This is a genomic window from Pseudoalteromonas sp. MMG024 (assembly GCF_021654175.1).
In the GTDB taxonomy this organism is placed as follows: Bacteria; Pseudomonadota; Gammaproteobacteria; order Enterobacterales; family Alteromonadaceae; genus Pseudoalteromonas.
In genome coordinates this window covers 133,628-150,036 of record NZ_JAKFZO010000004.1, presented here as the reverse complement: position 1 = coordinate 150,036, position 16,409 = coordinate 133,628, and the positions used below count along the sequence as shown (strand labels likewise).

Below are 16,409 nucleotides of genomic sequence, written 5' to 3'. Positions count from 1 at the left end.
ATCTGGTTAAAAGAAAAGGGCGCTTAGCGCCCTTTTTTGTTGTTAGTGGTTAACTAGCCATTTTCTTCGGTCGTTGGCGCTAGCTGCCGCTTTTGCGCTTTGATTACTGTCCACGCTTCGAGCATTACTAAAACACACACGACTAACACAATAATATCTAAGGTAACTAATAACCAATTACCCGCACTGTAGTATTCTTGCAGTTTAAGTATACCGGCGAAAAATGCCATCACTAGAACAAAGAGCATGGGCACTAATGTGTAACGTGCAGGTCGCCCCATCTTTATTAACATCACAGAAATCACTAACAGTGTTAAACTGGCAAGGATTTGGTTAGTTGAGCCGAACAATGGCCAAATGATCATGCCGCCCGAACCAGACGAACCGCCTGCACCAAACGCTAATAATAAACAACACGCAACAGCAATAAGTGTAGCGATGATGCCATTTCTAAATGCGCTGATCTGATATATCTCGCCCCATTCTTGAATAATATAGCGCTGTAAGCGAACACCTGAGTCCATTGTTGTTCCAGCAAACAATACAACCATTACAGCAAGTAAGGTAGACGCAAGTTCAGATGGAATGCCCCAGCCTTGGAAGATTAGGTTTGAGCCACCTTGAATAAATGCGCCAACACTGCCAGCACCGAGATGACTATATACTTCGTGCCACTCCTGAGGGCTCATTGCGAGAGTTACACCACTGACAGCAACAATGGTAATAAGGGCAAGCGAGCCTTCACCAACCGCACCTAAATAACCAACGAATCGTGCATCGGTATCTTTATCTAATTGTTTAGAGCTGGTGCCGCTTGACACAATACCGTGGAAACCAGATACCGCACCACAGGCAATCGTAACGAATAATAGTGGGATAATACTGGGTGTAGACTCTGCAACTTCGCTATTAAAGGCGGGTGCGGTAATGTCAGGCATAAACATAAATACGGCGCCGTAAAGTAACACTAACCCCACCAATAGCTGAACACCATTAATAAAGTCACGGGGTTGTAGTAGCACCCACACAGGTAATAATGACGCGACAGCGGCATATATAAATAGAATGATTATCCAGTTCGCTTTATCACTTAAACCAAACATTTCTTTTGGTAAGGCCAGTGGCATTTCGCTACCTGCATACACGGTTAAGTAAAGCGCGACTACTCCCAACAAACACAAAAACACTAAGTTAAAGTTGTGGCGAATTAACTGACCAATAATTAAGGCAAACACAATCGCAGCCCACGCTGGTAATACTGCTGTTGGTTGGCTAACAAATGAATTGGCAATTACCACGCCAAATACCGCATTAACCATTAACAGCACTAAAAATACCACTATCATAAATAAAGCACGGGTGCGTCTACCGATAACTTCTTCTGATAATGCACCAATTGATTTACCTTTGTGGCGACTACTCGCCCAAAGTGCGCCCATATCGTGAACACCAGCAAAGAAAATAGTCCCGAGTACTACCCAAATAACAGCGGGTACCCAGCCCCAATAAACTGCAATTGCAGGGCCAACAATCGGTGCAGCACCAGCAACAGAGGTAAAGTGGTGACCCCATAGAACCACTTTTTTGGTCGGTACAAAATCAACGCCGTCATTAATTTGATGAGCAGGGGTAATGTACTTGTCATCCATTTGGAAAATGCGACATGCAATAAACTTAGAATAGACAAACCAGCCAAACAGCATGCCGATAATGCCTAGCAATACAATTACGACAGATTGCATAGGTGTTCCTTATAATTGATTATTATTTAAACCAGCTTAAAGCAGCATATTGTAAAAGCAAGTGTTTGGCTTGAGACTTTGGCATAACACGGCGCTATTTATTTCGCTTTGAGTTAAGCTCCTTTTATATCTTTAGCTTAATTGTTGAACAAAGCTCGCCAGCCTCTTAGCAAAAATACACGAAATAATAGCTTTGCAGTTAGTTGGTTAAACAAAGGTTAAACTTTTGGCTAATCACTATTGAGAATCAACTGCCACTGTGAAAGAATTCCCCCAATTAAAAAACATCTTGAGGAAAAGTCATGCGCATTATTCTTTTAGGAGCGCCAGGTGCAGGTAAAGGTACGCAAGCACAATTTTTAATGGATAAGTACGGTATCCCACAAATTTCGACAGGCGATATGTTACGCGCTGCGATTAAAGAGGGCACGCCACTTGGTCTTGAAGCTAAAAAAGTAATGGACGCAGGCCAGCTTGTTTCTGACGAAATTATTATTGGCCTAGTAAAAGAGCGTGTTGCTAAAGCTGACTGTGAAAACGGTTTCCTATTAGATGGTTTCCCACGCACAATTCCTCAAGCAGATGCAATGAAAGAAAACGGCATTACAGTTGATCACTGTATTGAGTTTGACGTTGCAGATGAAATCATTGTTGAACGTATGGGCGGCCGTCGTGTGCACCCAGGTTCTGGTCGTGTTTATCACGTTGTTTACAACCCACCGAAAACAGAAGGTAAAGACGACGTAACAGGCGAAGACTTAATTATTCGTGATGACGACGTAGAAGAAACAGTACGTAAGCGTTTAGCAATTTACCACGAACAAACTAAGCCGTTAGTAGATTACTACCGTGCTGAAGCAGACGCAGGTAACACGCAGTACCACAAATTAGATGGTACACAAGCAGTTGAAGCAGTAAGTGCACAACTTGCAGATTTACTGGGCTAATACCCAATAAATAAAAAAACCGCCATCTCGGCGGTTTTTTTATATCTGAACGTTAATTATAACTTCTTAAGAGCTGACTCTACTGAGACATAATCAGGTTCTTTCGCTAAATTAGTCACTAACTGCTTGTAAACAATCTTGTGGTCTTTATCTAAGATGATTACGCTGCGCGCTAATAACCCCATATCTTGGATTAGCAAGCCATAGTTTTGGGCAAACTCACGCCATACCGCATCTGATAAAGTATGCATTTGGGTAATGTTTTCGGCCTTACAAAAGCGGCTTTGTGCAAATGGTAAATCCATACTGATAGTAAGCATCACCACGTCACTGTAACTCGCTGCAAACTTATCATTGAAGTGTTTTGTTTGTAAGCTACACACGCCAGTGTCTAGGCTTGGCACTGTGCTAATAAGTACTGCCTTTCCTTCAAAGTCGCTTAAAGAAACTGGTGCAAATTTATTGTTTGCAGCTTTGAAATCAGGCGCTTGTTGTCCTAGCTCAACCGCATTACCACGCAATGTAAGCATTTTACTGTTGGCTGAAATTTTACCAGAATCAGTTTGATTTAGAGGTAATTGATATTGCGCTGCCGCTAGGTTTAAAGACAAAAGAGATGCACTAATTAAACTCGTTAACGTCATTAAATTTTTTAACATAATAAAAACACAGTTTCTGCTATAAGTAATTGCTAATTTAGCACACGTGTAAGACACTGATAAAGTGATAATAAGACTTATCTGTTAGCGGCTTTAAGCGATCAGTTCAACGCGTTACAATTTGATTAAATTGGTAACTTTGTGAACGAAACTTTTGTAATTTGTTACAATTTTTAGCACAATAGTCGTAGATTTCATGCAGTGCTAGTTAAAACCTACTTCCTGCTCTAAACTTATAAAGACAAAAAATAAGAGTGATAGTATGGCAACCCCAGTTTTAATATGTGATGACTCTCGTTTGGCGCGGCGACAGCTCGCTCGTTCGCTACCAGATGATTGGGACATACAAATTGAATACGCTGAAAATGGTCTTCATTGTTTAGAGCAAATAAAAGCGATTCAACCTGAAATTCTGTTCCTCGATCTTAATATGCCACAAATGGACGGCTACGAAGTGCTGCAAGCAATTAAAGCAGAGAATTTGCATGTGCTGGTGGTGGTGGTGTCTGGTGATATTCAGCCAACAGCCCATGAACGAGTGATGGCACTGGGGGCAATTGATTTTATAACGAAGCCGTGTGATGGCGCTAAGCTAGAAGAGATTATTGAAAAGCATGGCATTAAAGATAAAGCCATGCGCGAACGATTACAGCACTCTCTTGGCGAGCAACTCGATCCTGAACTTCGAGATATTTATCAAGAGATCACTAACGTAGCGATGGGGCAAGCGGGTAACTTATTAGCACGTTTGCTTAATGTCTTTGTTGAACTACCTATTCCCAACGTTAACGTATTGGAAGTCAATGAGCTTTCAATGGCGCTGCAATCAATTGATACCAATGCATCCACATCTGGAGTATGTCAGGGCTTTATAGGCGGTGGCGTATCGGGTGAAGCATTATTGCTACTCAATGATTCAAGTTTTGTTGAAATCGCATCTTTAATGAATTACGAAGGTGAATTGAATCAAAAAGTGGAACTAGAGCTGTTAATGGATGTGGGGAATATTCTCATTGGCGCAGTATTAACGGGACTTGCTAAGCAGCTTGATATGCACTTTTCACAAGGGCACCCTGTGGTAATGGGGCAGCATTGTAACGTAGCCGATTTAGTCAGTACTAACCAAGAACGTTGGCAGCGTACGTTAGCAATTGAGATCAGTTACAGCATTGAAAATCACAACGTAAACTGTGATCTAATGCTGTTATTTACTGAAGACTCATTAAAAACACTCAAGTTTAAAACACAATACTTATTAGAAGACTAACACTATGAGCGTAGACTTTGAACTCAATGAAATTCACTGGATGATGGATATGTTTAACACCATAGACGTCGGTTTGGTGGTGTTAGACAGAAAATACAATATTTGTGTTTGGAATGGCTTTATGGAAGCTCATTCTGGTTTGTTACCCAGTGCAGTGAAAGGTAAAGACGTATTTGATGCTTTCCCAGGCATCGATGAAACATGGTTTCGTTCAAAAGCCGAATCGGTATTTGTGTTAAAAACCCGTTCTTTCACCATTTGGGAACAGCATCCGTATATTTTTAAGTTTAAAAATTACCGACCAATCACTGGTAAAGCGGACTACATGTACCAAAATGGCACTCTTATTCCGCTGACGAACACCACAGGCGAAGTCTCTCACTTGTGCGTGATTATTTACGATGTGACTGATGAGGCGGTTAATAAACTTGAGCTTGAACAAGCGAACGCAAAACTAGAAGAATTAAGCCGAGTTGATAGGTTAACAAACCTTTATAACCGTGGATTTTGGGAAGAAAGCTTTTCAAAAGAATTTAAGCGTCAGCAACGCAGTCAGGCAAAAAGCTGCTTGTTAATGTTCGATATCGATCACTTTAAAAAGATTAATGATTTATTTGGTCACCAAGGTGGCGATGCGGCGCTGTGTTTTGTGTCACAAACGTTGAAAAAAGTACTGCGCGAATCGGATGTAGCAGGGCGTTATGGCGGTGAAGAATTTGCTGTAACGTTAGTTGACACCGACTTAGGTGGCGCTAAAGTATTTGCTGAACGCTTGCGTAAAACCATAGAAGATGCGGTGATCCATTACGAAGAGTCGGAAATTACGCTTACTATAAGTATAGGTATTGCGCAGTTTGATGGTAAATATACAAAATACGAACAGTGGATTGAAGACGCCGATAAAGCACTATATCGTTCAAAAGAAGCAGGGCGAAACACCATTAATGTGGCGTAATTCTCCTGGCTTAGCGTTAGCAAGTTAACATACTTACTAACGCTATTAGCTTACTTACTCAGCTAAAATACCCCAACCGTCGCCGTAGCCATTAAGTGGATTAGCAACTGATTCTAGGTAGTTCTCTAAATCTGTAATAAGCTGATGGTCCGGTACCATTTCAACACTCACTAACACTTCAAATACCCCTGTATCAGGGCACTTTTGTTGCTTGGTAATAGGTGCAAGATCGTCCTCGCTAATAACTTTGGCAAACTTATCTGCATCACTGACTTTTTCAAAAAGAATAAAGAAGTCGAGTGTATGTGTTTTGGTTAAATCGACACCTTCTTGGTGCATCTCGGCCAAAATTTGCCCATTGTCGTCTGTTGGAAAATCCATCAAGGTACTCACGTAATAATTTATAGCGCTAAGTTTACTGCGTGCGTGAAACGGGGTAAATATGTAATCGTGAATGTTTTTGTTTATTCGCACATTTTGGCAGGTTAGAATAGGTACGGTTGATTTTTGACGTTCTATTTTTGTGCTCGTTGAGCGTGTTTCTATCGGGAAGTTTGATGTTTCGCCTTGTAATTTACGTGAGCTTCAATAACTAAAGGCTGATACGCGTTTAAAGAATCAATCGCCTCCGAATTCATGATTAAAATTAATTGAGTATAAATTGTTCCGCAGCATTATTATTTTTACAGTGTTATGTTTGTTCTCTTGCTCAGTATTGGCATCGCCAATTGTTTCGAGCATTACTGTAAAAACAGACAACGACGGGCTAAAACGCAACGTCGAGTTATATTTAAATGAACTCAAACAACAGTCATTTTCTCCAAGCATCATTAAAAAAGCTAAAACGCTTACGCAAAATGCGTTAAAACCGTTTGGTTTTTACTTACCAACCATTGACGTTAAAGCGGAAGATGACGGCGGGCAAGTACGCCTCGTTGTTAATGTCGATGCAAAAACGGTGACACAAATTAGCCAGCTCGATATTCAGATTTTCGGTGACGCTGCAAAGCAAAAAGAAATTAACGAACAGATTGCAAAACTTAACTTGGCGGTTGGTCAGGCGCTAAATCATAGCGCGTATGAAAAAGCAAAAAGCCAGATCAGCTCAGTGCTTTTCGAATATGGTTATTTTGACACAAAGTGGTTAAAGCACACCATTGAAGTACGCCGTGGTACTTACAGCGCGGTTATTCGTTTACATGTGGATTCGGGAATTCGCTATAAATTTGGCCCTGTTGTGCTAGACAAAGAAATAAAAGCGTACGAGTTGGTGCACCGTTTAAATCCAATGGTTGTTGGCAATCCATATGATAACAACACGGTAACTGATTTTAATATTCAACTGTCAAATATGCCTTACTTTAAAAGTGTGCGTGTTTATCCCGATATTATTAATCGTGAAAATGGTGAGATCTCGGTTATCGTACAACTGCTGCATAAACCTGAGAACAGTTTCGAGGTCGGTGGTGGTGTAAGCACTGACGATAACGGTTTAAAGTTACGGTTTAAATGGACTAAACCATGGATCAGCGAAAATGGCCATTACCTTGAAACCAACATTGAAGCCAGTCAAGTAGACCCACAAGCACGTATTAGCTATACCATTCCGGTGAACGATCCGAATAATGATGTTTGGCGTTTTGGCGCGGGTTATATTTATGACGATAATAAACTATCCCGAAAAGCAACGGTGCAAGCACAACGACAATGGCTTACAGAGAGTAATTGGATCCGTACCGCGTTTTTAAAGTATGAAATCGAAAATTACGAAATAGCCGGCACCCATTATCACAGCAATATGGTACTACCGGGCATTAGTTACGCAAGAAAACGTACTTTAGGTGGAACTACACCATATTGGGGTGAGCAGTTGTTAATTTCTACCGAATTTGCCAGTGAAAGCCTCGCATCCGATACAGACTTAGTAAAAGTGCAGCTATTAGGTCAACGCCTTACCACCTTTGCTGAGCGTCATATGCTATTTGGCCGCATTAATATAGGCGCCATAATCACTGACGATATTAATGATGTGCCAATTTCGATGCGCTTTTTTGCTGGTGGTGATAAAAGTATTCGCGGTTATCGTTATGAGTCGGTGGCACCAAAAATTAATGACCAAGTTGTTGGAGGGCAGTACTTAGCGACTACCAGTGCCGAATATAACTATCGCTTTTTACCGAATTGGCGGGCCGCGTTATTTATTGACGCCGGTACTGCAACCAACGATTTCGAAGATAAAATTCAGGTAGGTACAGGCCTTGGTTTGCGATGGTTAACGCCAATTGGCCCGGTAAGAATTGATTATGCCTTTGCTGTTACTGATGACACGCGTACAGGTCGCTTTAGTATTACCATAGGGCCAGAAATATGAGTGAAACGGTAACTAAAATCACACTAACGAAAACGGTTTTACGGGTGTTTCGTAATCTATTTTGGTCTTTGTTAGTACTGCTTATTGGCTTAGTCGCGCTGGTATTCAGTGGTGTTGGTAATCAACTGATAGTTTATGGTGCAAACAAACTAGTACCTAATCTTTCTATTTCCATGAAAGACGATCCTTTGTTACGTGGCGGTCAGTTTAACGTTAATTATAAAAATGAGCAGTTAGCGCTTACGTTAGTTAATGCGCAGCTTGATGTGCGTTTTTATAGTTGTGCAGCGATATGTGTAAAGCAGTTTAATGCGCAATCTGTTGCGGTTGAGTTAGCAGCAAATAAAAATACCCAAGAGCCTGATACGCAATCGCCACTTGGCAAAATAGAGTTGCCAGTGTCGTTAGCGATAAAAACATTTTCAATAAAATCATTTCGTTTTACCCAAGGCGAGTTGGCGCTTGATGTCACAGAGTTTTTTACCCAACTAAATGCGCAAAAGAGTGAGCTGACCGTTGAGCGCTTAGCAGTAAATAAGATTAAGTTAGCGTTGCCTGCACAAAATAAAGAAACCAGTGCTACAAAATCAACATCGCCAATAACGATGCCAAAAATATCGCCACTGCATTTTGACACCCCACTTGATTGGCAAATAAACGCGCTACGTGTATCGCAATTTGAGCTAGTACAAGCAGACGTGTCGCAAGTGATCCGCAATTTATCGTTGCAGGCAAAGCAGCAAGCAAGTGATTTAAATGTTATTCACTTAAGCCTTTATTATCAGGACATCAGTGCGGCACTGAAAGGCGCGTTATCACTAGCAAACCATAACCCAATAAGCTTAAACGCAACCGTTAAACATCCAAAGCACGCACTAGAGGCGAATCTTGAAGGTGATTTAAGTGCATTAACAATAAGCAGTGAATTAACGGGTTTATACAGTGCATCACTTAATGGCAGCGCATCGTTGATGAGTGAGCAATTACCGTTTGAAATGAGTGTATTATCAAAGCATTTAGAGCTAGTACAAGACGATAAAACAATCGCCGTGGATGATACAAGCGTTAGTGCAAAAGGCGATTTAACCGCTTTTGATTATAGTTTGAACACAAAGCTAAGTGTTACAGATATGCCAAAGCTTGCGATTGATGGTCAGGGCAAAGGTAATTTCTCCGAACTCAATATTGAACGCTTGGACATCGAAAGTGAAAAAAGCACATTAACACTCGCAGGCAAAGTAAATTGGCAGCAAGGCGTTGATGCCTCTATCTCAGTATTATCTGAGAATATTAGTACTGAGGAATTTTTGCCTTCGGTTGCTTCTAATTTAGCGCTAAAAGGTGATTTGGCGGTGCGCGCAAGTGGCAACGAGTGGCAACTCGATATTCCGGAATTTGCCGTTGCTGGTCAAATTAACAATGCGCCTATCGATGCGATTGTTGCGATGAACGTTGATGATAACCTAAAAGCGTCAATATCTCAGTTACAGATTACCAGTGACAAAAATCAATTAACGTTACATGGCGAAATAACAAAAGAGTGGGATATTTCAGGTAACCTGAATTTAGTAAACCCCGATACGCTTGACCCAAGGTTGTCAGGACACGGAAACGCTGAGTTTAAAATTAGCGGCGAACTTGAAAAACCAAAAGCGCGCTGGCAAGCAAACTTAAAACAGTTGGCATTTGAAGAGTACCGAATTGATGCGCTAAGTAGTGAAGGCCATGTTGATGTTGCAAAAAATTATTTAAGTAAGATTGCATTTGATGCCAAAGGGATCTCACTTGATGATCAGCCAATTCATGCGGTTTCCGTTTCGATAGAAGGCGATTTAAAGAAACATTTGGCTAAGCTATCGTTAGAATCTGAAACAGTAAATGCAAAATCACAAATTAATGGTGGTTTAATCAACAACCAATATGCTGGTAGCTTAAATAAGCTGTCGCTTAAAAATCAAAAAATTAATTTAACCAATCAGCAAGCGATAGATTTCAGTTATCACTTAAACTCTGGCCAAGTTAATGTTAGCGAACATTGCTGGCAAGGTACCAATACAGCGTTTTGTTTAAAACCATTAACGGCATCGGCCGAGCAAGGTGAATTATCGTTAGCATTAACGCACTTTGATCTTTCTGTATTAACGTTAGCGCTTCCTAAAACCATAACGCCTACAGGCCAATTAGTCGGCCATTTAGATGCACGCTGGCAAAATGGCAAATTATTGAGTTTAAATAGTGAGCTCAAATCCAGCGATGTTAATTTTGCAATCAACGAAAGCTTTATTAAAACGCAAGTGCCAATCGAACAGTTTTATTTGAACGCTAAGGCAGATCAAAAAAATGTAACGCTAGACGCAAACTTAGCATCGTCCGTGCTCGGCAACATTATTAGTGATATCGATATTACAGATGTGACCGGAAAACGTACGTTAACAGGCAAAATACAATTACAAGCGCTCGACTTTAGTAATTTAACCGGCTTTAGCCAGCAAATTGATAAGTTCGATGGTGAACTTAATGCCGATGTTACGTTATCAGGCAGCGCGTTTTCACCACAAGTAAACGGAAAACTCGCTCTGCAAGGGCTCGCGTTTCTCGCGCCATGGACACCATTGAGCATTGAACAAGGCAATATGGCTATAAACTTTAATGATCACAGTGCTAATCTCAACGGCGAATTATTTGATAGCAATAAAGGCAGTTTAGCGCTTGATGGCCAAGCAAATTGGCAAGGCGAACTGAGTGCGAGCGCTAATATTAAAGGCAATGGTTTTAAAATCGCCCTTGAGCCTAATTTGTGGTTTGCAATATCGCCAAATATTAATATGACCTATGAACAACAGTTCGCCAATATCTCAGGGCAAGTGCGTGTTGTTGATGGCCGCATTAAAGTAAAAGAATTACCTGAAGGTGCTGTAAGCGTTTCCGATGATGAAGTTATTGTTGATACTGCTAAACAAACAAAGAAACCGTTACCAATTCGCTACGGCATCGACCTTTCAGTTGTCATTGATGACAATGTGCGTATTGATTCATTTGGTTTACGTTCAAAGTTAAAGGGCGATGTGCTGTTTAAACAAGTAGGCGATACGCCTCTGATTGCAACGGGTGAGGTGGCATTATTAGAAGGTTATTATCGCGGGTTAGGGCAGGAGCTACAAATCGAAAAAGGGCAAATCGCCTTTAATGGTGCGGTTGATAAACCACTACTAAATGTGAGAGCAATTCGTAACCCCGACCTTACTGAAGACGGTGTTATTGCCGGCATAAAACTCACAGGTGGTGTTGAACAGCCGCGCCTTGAAGTATTTTCAGATCCCAAGATGGACCAAGCCATGGCACTGTCTTATTTATTGTCAGGGCGTCCGCTCAGCGATTCTAATTCATCGAGTGATGGCATGTTAACCCAGCTTTTATTATCACGAGGTCTTGCGCGTGGTGAGGGCAGTATTACAAAAATCGGTGAAGCAATCGGTATTGAAGATGTGTCGTTATCATCTCGCGGCAGTGGTGAAGAAACTAAAGTAGAGATTTCAGGTTATGTCGCGCCTGACATTCAAGTGCGATACAGTATTGGCATATTTGATTCGATGAGCGAAGTTGCAGTACGTTATCAATTACTACCAAAATTGTATATTGAAGCGATTAGTGGCCTAAATGATTCGCTCGATATTTTATATAAATTTGATTGGGACTAATAATGATAAGAAAAACCCTTATATCGCTGGTTGTAGGCGCGTTGGCTGTTACCAGCACAGCAAGCCAAAGCAATGATAAGCCATTATCACCTGCCAAAGTGATAGCACAATCAAGCCAAAATGAATGGCGTGCGCTCGATTTAGAAAACACGTTAATACTATCGCTCAACACTGGCGATGTCGTAATTGAGCTCAACCCGTTGCTAGCCCCTAATCACGTTGCTAACTTTAAAAAGTTAGTACGAGAAGGGTTTTATAAAGACTTAAATATTTATCGTTTTGTCGAGAGCTTTGTTGCGCAAGGTGGTGATATTTCAGAAAAGAAACAGCCGAAAACAGCGAGCAAATCCATCGCCGCGGAATTTATAAAAACAACACAAAAACCAATCGCGATTCAGCTAGTGGATACACAAGATGGTTATGCTGATAAAACCGGCTTTTTAAATGGTTTTGCTGTGGCGCAAAATGCGGCGAGCACCCAAACATGGCAAACCCACTGTATTGGCAATTTTGCAATGGCAAGAGGCAACGAGCTTGATAGTGGTGGTACAGAGTTTTACGTGATTTTGGGCAATCACCGTTATTTAGATTTAAATATCACATCGTTTGGACGCGTTGTAACGGGTATTGAGCATATTCAACGACTAGATAGAAAACCAAAAACAACGATTGAAGATGTCAGCTTTAATCCAATTCGCAATTTTGTTGTGGCAGCAGATTTAAGCGATTCGCCAGCACATAATATTGAAGTGATGAAAACCAACAGTGATAGTTTTAAGCTGTATATTGAATCACGACGCAATCGCCCGGAACCTTGGTTTCACCACCGAGCTAATTACATCGATGTCTGTGGCTTAAATGTGCCTAAGCGCGCAAAAACCACAGAAAAATAACGATAGTTTAAGTAACCGCTTATTGGCGGTTACTTTTTAACTTAAATTGCGTTGTCGCAAAATCGGTAGAGCGATATGGGTTAATATCTAAACCACCACGACGCGTATAGCGTGCAAATACTTCAAGCTGCGTCATCGAAAACTTATTCTGAATATCGCAAAACAAGCGCTCGACACATTGTTCGTGAAATTCGTTATGATTTCTAAATGAAATAAGGTACTTGAGTAAACTCTCATGGCATATTTTTTTGCCTGTATAGCGGATCACCACTGATGCCCAATCTGGCTGTGATGTGATCAAGCAGTTAGATTTTAATAAATGGCTATACAGTGTCTCAGTCACAATCTCATTGCTCGCATCGGCTTTTAGTAGCTCGGTATTGAGATCGTATTCACTTACTTCAATATCTAAATCATCTAAGTACGTGCCAGTAAACGGGGTTGGCATTAAGCAATCGAAATCGTCGGCATTGAAAAGTTTTACAACCACATCGCAATTTGCTGCTTTAGATAAATCGCTTGTTAGAATTTGCTGAACCTGTGTCATAGAATCAAACTTAGTTTGGTTAAAGCTATTTAAATACAATTTAAATGATTTTGATTCAATAATATGGCTGCTGGTGACTGGGAAAATAAACTCAGCAACAGCAACGACAGGCTTACCTTTTTGATTTAACCAAGAAAGCTCATAGCCTGTCCATGTATCTTCGCCTTTAAATGGCAATGCACTTTCATCGATATTTAAATCGTCGCGATTAAGTTTTCGTGCAATGGGAAACAGTAACGATGCATCGTAACTGTCTTTATATTCGGTTTGTTGTCCGAGTAATGCACCTTTTAATTCAGGCGCGTCTTGGTAATGTGACATAATCAGATTAGAATCGGTAAAATAATTAACTATTGTAACGAATAAATTGGGCAAAGGCAGTATGTCAATTAGCGAAAACTTACAACGCGTGTACACGGAAATTACGCAATTAGCACAGCAAAAAACAGGGCAGGCACCGCGCGTGTTTCACGATAGCGATTGGCCAAGTCCATGTGAAATACCAAATAGTGTCGAAAATGATTCGGTTGCTTGGCAGCAAGTGGCGCAAAACGGTAATATGCAGGCGTTAGAAAAAGCCCTTGAAACACAATTTCCAGCAGCACTTCAGGCCTATTTTGGCAGCTTTTACAGCGATAATTTATTTACCAGCTATCAAGAGCATAATCTTTGTTTGTTGCAAGCTTGGAGCGAACAAGACTTTGATCGCTTACAGCAAAATATAACCGGCCATGTGCTGATGAAGCGTCGGTTAAAACAGGCTGATACGGTGTTTTTTGCAACTTGTGAAGAAGATGATTTGTTACTTGTAATGAAATTAGAGGATGCAAGTATCTGGCTTGAATACCTAGGCAAAGAACCACATCATAAATTAGCAGACTCCATGGAAGCATTTTTGGCTGACTGCAAGGGTCTCTACTACACGCAATAACGTGTAATATCCAGGTGATTATTTGTGTGGTCGTGCTTGCGAGCCAAAGCACCATCACGTACGTTGAAAAATTGAAGTAGTAGCAACAGTCAAACTTCTCGTTCTGTTGCAGCATCGTTTTTGTCGAAGAAAAAAAGCGATAATTAATGTAATTGCAATAAGGCGCGCTTTGCGCCTTATTGCTGTATTGAAATTACTGAAAGTCCCATGAAATATTGGATACCAGCTCACAGGTATCACAGCGAAAATCGAACAAGCCAAACCATGGTTCTTCTAAGCGCCAATCACCGTTACATTTTGGGCATTTACGCGACAACTCTTGTTCTTTTGATAACCCGCCCACTCGGTATAAATAGTAATACACAGGCTTTTTCGTAAGGAAGCGAATGCGCTTTGATAAATCCATACCGCGTCTAAAAAGGTCACTATCAATATCGGCTAGTTCTTTAATTGCTGCAAATTCGCAGCGTGTTGCACCATTGATTTGAATTTGGTCGCAAGCTTGCCAATCTTCTTGCCACTTTAATAGAGCTTTAAAGTCACCATTGGCAACAGCAGGCACTTTATAGAGTGGTACAGGCATAAAGTCGTCACCGCAGTAAAGCGGGCTACAGGTATGCAAATAGGTAGTATATAAAATATAGCTTGATGGCGATGAACAAGCGTCAGACCCATTAGAATGAATATCTTGCCCAATTACTTTTACTTTCGGCTGTAATAGGCCTGCCTCATTGAGTTTCTCTAAGCTAAATTTTACAAATGGACTGTGATTTAATGGATGCAGTGCGTCTTCTTCTGGGCACATAACACGGGTAATAAAAAAGCCATCTTTTAGTGTTGTTGGAAATTCTTCCCCGATAATTTGGCCATTAAAGCGCAGTGCATTAACTAAACGCACTATGGCTTTTTCAGCAGCATCGAGAGTGGTGTCTTGATAGCAATCAAAGGTAAGGTCGACAATGTACATAGGATTATTTATTTTCTAGCATGGATAATAATTTATCGAGCTTAGCTTCGATACGATCGAGTTGCGTTTGCGACGCACCTGAGATTTGTTCTGGTTGCTTCACTTGTTGTTGTGTTTGACGTTCAAAATCACTTGGGTTTTGTTTATAACGAGCAAGCACATCAATAATGATAGGCATTGGCACCGGTTGAGGTAAATTAGCTTTTACGAGTGCAACATTGGGTTGCTTGTTGGCAGCTAACAGCTTACTGATAGTTGCGATGACGATATCTTGCATAAATTTGCCCTTTTAAAACCATTGGGCAATTTTACTGTAATCTAACGGAGCAGGCTATCGAGTTGATCGATAATTTCACACCAATCAGCATCTTGCTCGATTGATTCTTTAATAAAGCTCGCTTGGCTTTGGCTCCAAAATGGCGCATCGGCAAGTATTAGGCTTGGTGAAATTTTATGGGTAGCGATAAATTGTTCAATCGCTTCATCTGTTGAATCGAGCCCAAGTTGTGAAAACAGATCATTCATTGCATGTGAACCTGATTCCATAATATTGCTCCTATGTTTGCTAAAGAAGGTTGTTTTAACGCTATAACTATAGAATAGCTCAAATAATGTGCTAACTTGAAGTGTGAACAATAATAATAAAGGAAGATATTATGGCCGATGAAACATTAGCAACTCCAACGTTAGACACAGAATTAAAAGCAAGCTATTTAACCGCAGAAGACTGCAAAATCGCAGCAAGTGTATTGTATCAAGCGTATCACGATGATGAGTTATTTCAGCAAATCTTGGGATACGATAAAGCAAATAAAGGTGCATACGAAAAAAAACTCCGCTTATTAATACGTGAAGAGCTAGCCAGCTTTTGGCAAAGCCATCAGCACATTATCGGCGTATTTGCAGGTGACAATTTGCTCGCAGTTAGCTGTGTGCAAAAAGCCAATGATGCTTTAGCTGCGGACAGAGTATGGCACTGGCGCTTAAAATTAATGCTCAACACCGGGGTATTATCTACCAATCAGCTTATCGAAAAAGAAAAAGCAATCCACCAAGCCGTCGCAAGCTTCTCTAACTGCTGCTTTATTAGCTTATTTGCAGTCGATCCTCATGTGCAACACCAAGGTATTGGCCGCTATTTATTAAGGGCAATTGATGATGTTGTTAAATCTGATGGGGTGCACGCAAGTGCGGCGTTTATTACACGGGAACGTTTTCACGATTTATTTATAAGTGAAGGATACCAAGGTGAAACAGACCTTACATTTACTAAAGTGTCAGGAAAACTGTTTGTTAAGCAAAAGGGCTAGGTCGCTTTCTGACAAATAGTGTGTAGGAAATATCTCACAATGATGTGAGTTTGTGATGCTTTAAGTGCTGTAAATAGCACTTATTTTCATTTAACTCTATGTAATACAAGAAAAATTATAAT

15 protein-coding genes are annotated in these 16,409 nt (G+C 40.7%); 8 read left to right on the top strand and 7 right to left on the bottom strand.

The window, feature by feature from the left end; all coding sequences use genetic code 11:
* Positions 1 to 53: 53 nt before the first annotated feature.
* Positions 54 to 1,742, bottom strand: coding sequence for a carbon starvation protein A (locus L1068_RS05320; protein WP_237129399.1), 1,689 nt, complete (start codon positions 1,740 to 1,742; stop codon positions 54 to 56).
* A 302-nt stretch (positions 1,743 to 2,044) separates the two neighbouring features.
* Here L1068_RS05320 and adk point away from each other — a divergent pair, with 302 nt between their 5' ends.
* A complete protein-coding gene (gene adk / locus L1068_RS05315; RefSeq protein WP_010559844.1) occupies positions 2,045 to 2,689 on the top strand; it encodes an adenylate kinase in 645 nt (214 codons plus the stop codon).
* A 56-nt stretch (positions 2,690 to 2,745) separates the two neighbouring features.
* Here the strand turns inward: adk and tpx are convergent, their stop codons facing one another.
* Positions 2,746 to 3,348, bottom strand: coding sequence for a thiol peroxidase (tpx, locus tag L1068_RS05310; RefSeq protein ID WP_237129398.1), 603 nt, complete (start codon positions 3,346 to 3,348; stop codon positions 2,746 to 2,748).
* A 262-nt stretch (positions 3,349 to 3,610) separates the two neighbouring features.
* Between tpx and L1068_RS05305 the strand changes: the two genes are divergently transcribed.
* Together L1068_RS05305 and L1068_RS05300 are read left to right on the top strand one after the other, a co-directional pair.
* On the top strand, positions 3,611 to 4,615 hold the full coding sequence (locus L1068_RS05305; protein WP_237129397.1) for a response regulator: 1,005 nt from the start codon (positions 3,611 to 3,613) through the stop codon (positions 4,613 to 4,615).
* Between the two features lie 4 nt (positions 4,616 to 4,619).
* Positions 4,620 to 5,570 carry a diguanylate cyclase gene (locus tag L1068_RS05300; RefSeq protein WP_237129396.1) on the top strand — a complete coding sequence of 317 codons (951 nt, stop codon included), beginning with the start codon at positions 4,620 to 4,622 and terminating at the stop codon, positions 5,568 to 5,570.
* Between the two features lie 54 nt (positions 5,571 to 5,624).
* Here the strand turns inward: L1068_RS05300 and L1068_RS05295 are convergent, their stop codons facing one another.
* The gene (locus L1068_RS05295; protein WP_237129395.1) at positions 5,625 to 5,951 is read right to left on the bottom strand and encodes a ribonuclease E inhibitor RraB; all 327 of its coding nucleotides are present in this window, start codon (positions 5,949 to 5,951) and stop codon (positions 5,625 to 5,627) included.
* A 316-nt stretch (positions 5,952 to 6,267) separates the two neighbouring features.
* Here L1068_RS05295 and L1068_RS05290 point away from each other — a divergent pair, with 316 nt between their 5' ends.
* The 3 genes from L1068_RS05290 to L1068_RS05280 are packed head-to-tail and all read left to right on the top strand — an operon-like array spanning position 6,268 to position 12,532.
* Positions 6,268 to 7,941 (top strand): autotransporter assembly complex family protein, encoded by a 1,674-nt coding sequence (locus tag L1068_RS05290; RefSeq protein WP_237129394.1) that lies wholly within the window; start codon positions 6,268 to 6,270, stop codon positions 7,939 to 7,941.
* The gene (locus L1068_RS05285; RefSeq protein WP_237129393.1) at positions 7,938 to 11,639 is read left to right on the top strand and encodes a translocation/assembly module TamB domain-containing protein; all 3,702 of its coding nucleotides are present in this window, start codon (positions 7,938 to 7,940) and stop codon (positions 11,637 to 11,639) included. The genes L1068_RS05290 and L1068_RS05285 overlap by 4 nt, the downstream gene beginning before the upstream one ends.
* 2 nt (positions 11,640 to 11,641) lie before the next feature.
* Positions 11,642 to 12,532, top strand: a complete 891-nt coding sequence (locus L1068_RS05280) for a peptidylprolyl isomerase (RefSeq protein WP_237129392.1) — start codon at positions 11,642 to 11,644, stop codon at positions 12,530 to 12,532.
* 19 nt (positions 12,533 to 12,551) lie between these two features.
* Here L1068_RS05280 and queF read toward each other — a convergent pair whose 3' ends face one another.
* Positions 12,552 to 13,400 (bottom strand): NADPH-dependent 7-cyano-7-deazaguanine reductase QueF, encoded by an 849-nt coding sequence (gene queF / locus L1068_RS05275; RefSeq protein WP_237129391.1) that lies wholly within the window; start codon positions 13,398 to 13,400, stop codon positions 12,552 to 12,554.
* Between the two features lie 61 nt (positions 13,401 to 13,461).
* On the opposite strand from queF, the gene syd reads away from it, so the two are divergent.
* Entirely contained in the window at positions 13,462 to 14,010 is a 549-nt protein-coding gene (syd, locus tag L1068_RS05270; RefSeq protein ID WP_237129390.1) for a SecY-interacting protein, read from the top strand.
* A 193-nt stretch (positions 14,011 to 14,203) separates the two neighbouring features.
* On the opposite strand, the gene L1068_RS05265 is transcribed toward syd, so the two are convergent.
* From L1068_RS05265 to L1068_RS05255, 3 genes are read right to left on the bottom strand one after another with little or no spacing between them, the layout of a single operon-like run.
* The gene (locus L1068_RS05265; protein WP_237129389.1) at positions 14,204 to 14,977 is read right to left on the bottom strand and encodes a Zn-ribbon-containing protein; all 774 of its coding nucleotides are present in this window, start codon (positions 14,975 to 14,977) and stop codon (positions 14,204 to 14,206) included.
* A gap of 4 nt (positions 14,978 to 14,981) precedes the next feature.
* Positions 14,982 to 15,254: a hypothetical protein gene (locus L1068_RS05260; protein ID WP_237129388.1), complete on the bottom strand. Its 273-nt coding sequence runs from the start codon at positions 15,252 to 15,254 to the stop codon at positions 14,982 to 14,984.
* A 41-nt stretch (positions 15,255 to 15,295) separates the two neighbouring features.
* On the bottom strand, positions 15,296 to 15,523 hold the full coding sequence (locus L1068_RS05255) for a DUF2789 domain-containing protein (RefSeq protein ID WP_105171210.1): 228 nt from the start codon (positions 15,521 to 15,523) through the stop codon (positions 15,296 to 15,298).
* A gap of 110 nt (positions 15,524 to 15,633) precedes the next feature.
* Here L1068_RS05255 and L1068_RS05250 point away from each other — a divergent pair, with 110 nt between their 5' ends.
* Positions 15,634 to 16,287 (top strand): GNAT family N-acetyltransferase, encoded by a 654-nt coding sequence (locus L1068_RS05250; protein WP_237129387.1) that lies wholly within the window; start codon positions 15,634 to 15,636, stop codon positions 16,285 to 16,287.
* Positions 16,288 to 16,409: the final 122 nt, after the last annotated feature.

Bases quoted from the DNA above. Each gene is read 5' to 3' on its own strand.
- L1068_RS05255 (WP_105171210.1), bottom strand. From the start codon at position 15,523: ATGGAATCAGGTTCACATGCAATGAATGATCTGTTTTCACAACTTGGG.
- L1068_RS05265 (WP_237129389.1), bottom strand. From the start codon at position 14,977: ATGTACATTGTCGACCTTACCTTTGATTGCTATCAAGACACCACTCTC.
- L1068_RS05260 (WP_237129388.1), bottom strand. From the start codon at position 15,254: ATGCAAGATATCGTCATCGCAACTATCAGTAAGCTGTTAGCTGCCAAC.
- syd (WP_237129390.1), top strand. From the start codon at position 13,462: ATGTCAATTAGCGAAAACTTACAACGCGTGTACACGGAAATTACGCAA.
- L1068_RS05320 (WP_237129399.1), bottom strand. From the start codon at position 1,742: ATGCAATCTGTCGTAATTGTATTGCTAGGCATTATCGGCATGCTGTTT.
- tpx (WP_237129398.1), bottom strand. From the start codon at position 3,348: ATGTTAAAAAATTTAATGACGTTAACGAGTTTAATTAGTGCATCTCTT.
- L1068_RS05285 (WP_237129393.1), top strand. From the start codon at position 7,938: ATGAGTGAAACGGTAACTAAAATCACACTAACGAAAACGGTTTTACGG.
- L1068_RS05280 (WP_237129392.1), top strand. From the start codon at position 11,642: ATGATAAGAAAAACCCTTATATCGCTGGTTGTAGGCGCGTTGGCTGTT.
- adk (WP_010559844.1), top strand. From the start codon at position 2,045: ATGCGCATTATTCTTTTAGGAGCGCCAGGTGCAGGTAAAGGTACGCAA.
- L1068_RS05305 (WP_237129397.1), top strand. From the start codon at position 3,611: ATGGCAACCCCAGTTTTAATATGTGATGACTCTCGTTTGGCGCGGCGA.
- L1068_RS05295 (WP_237129395.1), bottom strand. From the start codon at position 5,951: ATGGATTTTCCAACAGACGACAATGGGCAAATTTTGGCCGAGATGCAC.
- L1068_RS05250 (WP_237129387.1), top strand. From the start codon at position 15,634: ATGGCCGATGAAACATTAGCAACTCCAACGTTAGACACAGAATTAAAA.
- queF (WP_237129391.1), bottom strand. From the start codon at position 13,400: ATGTCACATTACCAAGACGCGCCTGAATTAAAAGGTGCATTACTCGGA.
- L1068_RS05300 (WP_237129396.1), top strand. From the start codon at position 4,620: ATGAGCGTAGACTTTGAACTCAATGAAATTCACTGGATGATGGATATG.